Genomic DNA, 5,769 nt, shown 5'->3' on the forward strand with positions numbered 1-5,769 from the left:
CCGCGGCGCCGCGGCAGACCGGGCGCTACCAGGCGAGCTGGGCGATCTCCTCGGCGACCACCGCGCACGCGTCGGCCGCCGGGTCGATCAGCGGGAAGTGCCCGACGTCCGGCAGCAGCGTCAGCCCCACCGTCTCGCCCTCCTTCGCCGCCGCGTCCACGAACGCCTCCGAGACGGCGTGCGGCACGGTCAGGTCGGTGGTGCCCTGCACCACCGCCGTCGCGATGCCGGTGGGCAGCAGCAGGGCCGGGTCGGCGTGCGCGGCGCGCTCGGTGAAGTCCTCCGCGCGCCCCAGGAACTGCCCGACCGCGCCGGAGCAGACGTCGAGCCCGACGGCCGAGGCGAAGTCCGCGATCGGGGCGAGCGCGACCACTCCGCGCAGCGCGGGCGCACGCGGCAGCCGCCACGGCGAGCCCTCCGGCAGGACGTGCCGGGCAGCCGCCCACAGGGCCAGCTGCCCACCCGCGGAGTGCCCGGTGACGACGATCCGCCGGCCGTCCGCCGAGGGCATGTGCCGCGCCAGGAGCTCCGGCAGCGCGTCCATCGCAGCCGCGACATCGTCGAAGGTCTCCGGCCAGCGCCCGGCGACGGGACCGGATCCGCGCTGCTGCGGGAGCTCGCTGCCGCGCCGGTACTCGACGCTGGCGACGGCGAAACCGCGCCGGGCCAGGAAGTCCGCGAACGGCGACACATGGAGCCGGTCGTACGGCGCCCGCCAGGCCCCGCCGTGCAGGACGACCACGACGGGGGCACCGGCCCGCCCGTCGCGCGGGGCGTAGAAGTCGATCACCTGGTCCGGGTGGCTGCCGTAGGCGGCGGAAACATCGGGGGCGACCACCGGATGGGAGAACGCCGACTCGGTCTCGGCCGCGTCCTGATCACGTGCGGACTGATCACGTGCGGCCTGATCACGCGCGGACTGATCACGCGCGGCAGAATCCGACATGCTGCTCCAACCGTCCCTGTGCCATGGCCAACTGGCTTGACCTGCGGGGACGGTATCAGTACGGAGGCGCCCCACTTCCCGGTGGCGGGTGATCCCGCGTCAGTCCCGGCCTGCCCTGACCCCGCGTCAGGCCCGGCCGGACCAGTAGTAGTACGTGCTGTACAGCCCGCCCTTGAGATCACCGAAGAAGGGGACCCAGGGGCTCAGCCCGGACTCCTCCCCGGAGAAGGCCACCGGGTCGACGCGTGCGTACTCGTCCTGGATCCCGTCGGCGAAGCGGGCGAGCTCGGTGTACGGAGCGGGCCCGGTGTACGGAGCGGACCGGTCGGCACCGGTCGCCTCGCGGTCCACCTTCAGCACCCGCCGGTGCAGCAGTTCCAGCAGGTGCCGGAGCGAGGAGAGGTCGGTGTGCACCGGGCGCAGATCACCCTCGAAGAGCTCCATCTCGCCGGGGAGGGCGTGCACCGTGCCGTCGTCGAGGCCGAGGAAGAGGTACCAGCCCTGAACCGCGCCGAAGAGCAGGATGTTGCCGAACTCCTCCTCGATGATCACTACCTCGTCATCCAGGTCCACGATGGGCCGGCCTGCCGCGACCGCGCAGCCGTCCGCGGCAAGAACCGGGGCCATCCAGAAGGGGCGTTGCGGAAAGCCGATGTCGCACAGCGCACGAAGATCCTCCGGGCGGTGCACCACGTCGTCGAGGACCTCGCGCGAGGCCCGTACATGGCCGGAGCGGTCGTACCCGTCCTCGCCGCCACCGTCGATATCGAAAAGCATCCGGTGCCGCCCCCTGGCCGTCGACCGTCGTCGTGGCCATTCTGCTGGACGCCCGGCGACCGGGGCGAGCCGGTCGCCGGACTGACCCGGCAGCCTACGCCGCCGGAGCCGCGGAACCGGTCAACACGTCCGCGAGCACCCGCGCCGCACGTTCCGCGTCGGCGAACCCCACGTACAGCGGGGTGAAGCCGAACCGCAGCACGTCCGGCCGCCGCAGGTCCCCGACGACTCCGCGCGCGATGAGCGCGGCCATCACGGGTTCGGCGTCCTCGCACCGCAGCGCGACCTGGCTGCCCCGTTCCGCGTGGGCGGCCGGGGTGACGGAGGTGACCCGGCCCTCGGGGGCGTACGCGGCGACGCACTCCAGGAAGAAGTCCGTCAGCGCCAGCGACTTGGCCCGTACCGCGTCGATCCCGACCCCGTCCCAGACGTCGAGGGACGCCTCCAGGGCCAGCATGGACAGGATGTCGGGTGTTCCGACCCGGCCCCGTACGGCACCGTCCGCGGGCGCGTACCCGGGCGTCATCGCGAACGGGTCGGCATGCGAGGTCCACCCCGGCAGCGGCGAGTCGAAGGCTGCCTGGTGCCGTGCGGCGACGTACAGGTACGCGGGCGAACCGGGGCCGCCGTTGAGGTACTTGTACGTGCAGCCGACCGCCAGGTCCACCCCGTGGGCGTCCAGCCCGACGGGCAGCGCGCCCGCGCTGTGGCACAGGTCCCAGACGGCGACCGCGCCCGCGGCGTGCACCGCGGCGGTGAGGCCGGGCAGGTCGTGGAGCCGGCCGGAGCGGTAGTCGACGTGGTTGAGCAGCACGGCGGCGCTGCGCGGGCCGAGCGCGCCCGGTACGTCGGCGGGGGCGACCGGCACGATCCGGTGGCCGGTCATCCGGGCCGCCGACTCGGCGATGTACCCGTCGGTGGGGAACGTCGAGGCGTCGACCAGGATCTCGTCGCGGCCCTCGGGGGCCAGCCGGGTCGCGGCGACCACGGCCTTGAAGACGTTCACGCTCGTCGAGTCGCCGACGACGATCTGGCCGGCGGCCGCACCGACGACCGGGGCGATGCGGTCACCGATCCGCTCCGGCGCCGTCCACCAGCCGCTCTCGTCCCAGGACCGGATGCGCAGCTCGCCCCACTCGCGGGTGAGGACCTCCTGCAGCCGGGCGGGCACGTGGCGGGGCAGTGCGCCGAGCGAGTTGCCGTCCAGGTAGACGGTGTCGTCGAGGGTGAAGAGCTTGCGCAGCGGTGCCAGGCCGTCCTCGATGTCGAGCGCCTGTGCGCGCTCCTGGAGGTCAGACATGGCTGCGCGCCGTCCAGAGCTCGGGGAACACGTTCTTCGTGGCGCGCTTCTCCAGCCAGGCGACCCCGGCGGAGCCACCGGTCCCGGTCTTGGAGCCCATGGCCCGCCGGGTGGCGACGAGGTGGTCGTTGCGCCAGCGCCACACGAGCTCGCCCACGTCGGTGAGCGCCTCGCCGAGGCGGACCAGTTCGTCGTTCTGGTCGGGGTTGGCGTAGATCTCCGCCCAGACGGCCTCGACCTCGGGCGACGGCTCGTACTTCTGGGTGAGGTCGCGGCCGAGCACGGCCTGGGGCACCGCGTGGCCGCGCCGGGCGAGCAGGGCGAGCGTCTCGTCGTACAGACCCGGCTCGGCGAGCGCCTTCTCCAGCTCGGCGTGGACGCGGGGCGCGCCCCGGTGCGGCACGAGCATGGACGCGGACTTGTCGCCCAGCAGGAACTCCATCCGCCGGTACATGGCCGACTGGAAGCCGGAGCCCTCGCCGAGCGCGGACCGGTAGGAGTTGAACTGGGCGGGGGTGAGCTGGGCGAGCGGCGTCCAGGAGGCGTTCAGCGCCTCCAGCTCCCGCAGCGACCGCTTCAGCGCGTCGCGCGCGACGCCCAGCCGGTCCTCGCGCAGGGCGTGCGCGGCGGTCTCCCACTCATGGACGATGACGGTGAACCACAGTTCCATGACCTGGGTGGTGACCAGGAAGACCATCTCGCCGGGGTCGTCCGAGCGGAGGTGCTGGAGGTGGGTCAGGACATCCGCCTGGACGTAGTCCTCGTACGGAGTCGTTCCCGCGAAGTCGAGGTGCGGGGTCTGCGCACCGGTGGCTTCGGGGTCGGGGTGAATCGTCGACATTGCTGTCTCCTCGACACGAGCTTCCGGGTAGCGGTCCGCCCCCACCGTGAGGTGGTGGAGCTCCGGTCCCCTGCTCGCATCCTAAGCGGAGATCCGCAGGCCGCGACAGCCGCACGGGCCCCGCGGACGACGATCGTCCACGGGGCCCGCAGGTGGGAGCGTCGGCTAGCCGAGGGTTTCGGCGGCGGTCGGCGAGGAGTCGCGGAGGAACGTCGAGCAGCGCTCGTACTCCTCCTGCTCGCCGATCGACTGCGCGGCGCGCGCGAGGCCGTGCAGGGCGCGCAGGAAGCCGCGGTTCGGCTCGTGCTCGAACGGTACGGGGCCGTGGCCCTTCCAGCCGGCGCGGCGCAGGGCGTCCAGGCCACGGTGGTAGCCGGTGCGGGCGTAGGCGTACGACTCGATGACCCGGCCGCCCTCGAACGCCTCGTCGGCGAGCTGCGCCCAGGCCAGCGAGGAGGTCGGGTACTTCGCCGCGACATCGGCGGGCGCGGTGCCGGCGGCGAGCAGTTCGCGCGGCTCCGGGTCGTCGGGCAGGTGGGTCGGGGCAGGGCCCCCGAGCAGGTTCTCGTGGATCGACATGTGTTCAAGTGTGCCTGTCACCGGCGCCGCCCGGGGCATCCGGTGCGCACAATGCCGCGAAACGTCTAGGACCTGTCCTGGGCGGGTTCCAGCGGGGGGCTCGTGACCCCGCAGTGCACCGTGCACTCCGGCTGCGCGGTGTCCTGCACGGCGGCCGGCGGCGTCCGCACGGTCGCCCACGCGATGAGGGCGCCGAGGACCAGCAGCCCGGCACACATCGGCATGGCCCGCCGGAAGGTCACGGCGAACTCCCCGGCGTCGCGGTAGGCCTCGGGGCCCATCCCGGCGAGCAGCGGCAGAGCGGCGACCGCGATCAGCCCGGCGGCGCGGGCGGCGGCGTTGTTGATGCCGCTGGCGAGGCCGGCCCGGCCGGTGTCCACGGAGGCCAGGACGGTCGCGGTGAGGGGCGCCACGAGGGCCACCAGGCCGACTCCGAGGACGGCGACGGCGGGGAGGACGTCGGCCAGGTATCCGGACACGGAGGCGGACCCCGGTCCCACGCGCAGCATCAGCAGCATCCCGACGGCGGCGATCAGCGGACCGGCGGTGAGGGGAATGCGGGGGCCGATGCGCCGGCTCAGTTCGCCGGACCGGGCCGAGAACAGCAGCATCAGGACGGTGGTCGGCAGCAGGGCGGTGCCCGCGCCGAGCGCGGAGTAGCCCGCCACGACCTGGAGCTGGATGGCGGAGAGGAAGAAGAAGCCGCCGAGGGCCGCGTACACGCAGAGGGTGACGATGTTGACGGCCGTGAACTGCCGGGACGCGAACACCGACGGCGGCAGCATGGGGTCCTGCCGCCGCCGCTCGACCTGGACGAACAAGGCACCGAGCAGCACACCGCCCACCGCCGCACCGATCACGGCCGGTGAGGCCCCTTGTCCCGGCGCCTCGATCAGCGCGTACGTGACCAGCGCCAGCGCGAGGGCGGCGAGGGCGGCCCCCAGGACGTCGAACCGGCCGTGCTCGTACGGATCCCGGGACTCCGGTACGTGGCGCAGGGCGACGGGCGCACAGACCGCGGCGAGCGGCAGATTGAGCAGGAACACCCACCGCCAGCCCGGCCCGTCGACGAGCCATCCCCCGACGAACGGCCCGACGGCGGCGCCGACCCCGCCGAACCCCGACCACAGCCCGACCGCGCGGGCCCGGTCGTCCGGGTGGAAGCTCGCCTGGATCAGGGCCAGCGACCCCGGGGTGAGGAGGGCGCCGCCAACACCCTGGAGGGCGCGGGCGGCGATGAGCACCTCCGCGCTCGGCGCGAGCCCGCAGAGCAGCGAGGCCGCGGCGAACCACACCACGCCGACGACGAAGACCCTCCGCCGCCCG

General features: G+C 73.7%; 6 protein-coding genes. All 6 read right to left on the reverse strand.

The window, feature by feature from the left end:
- Nucleotides 1–25: 25 nt before the first annotated feature.
- The gene (locus tag JGS39_RS35665) at nt 26–946 is read right to left on the reverse strand and encodes an alpha/beta hydrolase family protein (RefSeq protein WP_219573912.1); all 921 of its coding nucleotides are present in this window, start codon (nt 944–946) and stop codon (nt 26–28) included.
- Nucleotides 947–1,072: 126 nt separating this feature from the next.
- Nucleotides 1,073–1,723: an SUKH-4 family immunity protein gene (locus JGS39_RS35670; RefSeq protein WP_219573913.1), complete on the reverse strand. Its 651-nt coding sequence runs from the start codon at nt 1,721–1,723 to the stop codon at nt 1,073–1,075.
- Between the two features lie 94 nt (nt 1,724–1,817).
- Complete coding sequence (kynU, locus tag JGS39_RS35675; protein ID WP_219573914.1) at nt 1,818–3,023, reverse strand: kynureninase; 1,206 nt, start codon at nt 3,021–3,023, stop codon at nt 1,818–1,820.
- Nucleotides 3,016–3,864 carry a tryptophan 2,3-dioxygenase family protein gene (locus tag JGS39_RS35680; protein WP_219573915.1) on the reverse strand — a complete coding sequence of 283 codons (849 nt, stop codon included), beginning with the start codon at nt 3,862–3,864 and terminating at the stop codon, nt 3,016–3,018. The genes kynU and JGS39_RS35680 overlap by 8 nt, the downstream gene beginning before the upstream one ends.
- 165 nt (nt 3,865–4,029) lie before the next feature.
- Complete coding sequence (locus JGS39_RS35685; protein WP_148019901.1) at nt 4,030–4,443, reverse strand: DUF3151 domain-containing protein; 414 nt, start codon at nt 4,441–4,443, stop codon at nt 4,030–4,032.
- A gap of 65 nt (nt 4,444–4,508) precedes the next feature.
- On the reverse strand, nt 4,509–5,769 hold a 1,261-nt coding region (locus tag JGS39_RS35690), incomplete at its 5' end, for an MFS transporter (protein ID WP_219573916.1).

Source organism: Streptomyces poriferorum (assembly GCF_019399235.1).
GTDB lineage: Bacteria > Actinomycetota > Actinomycetes > Streptomycetales > Streptomycetaceae > Streptomyces > Streptomyces poriferorum.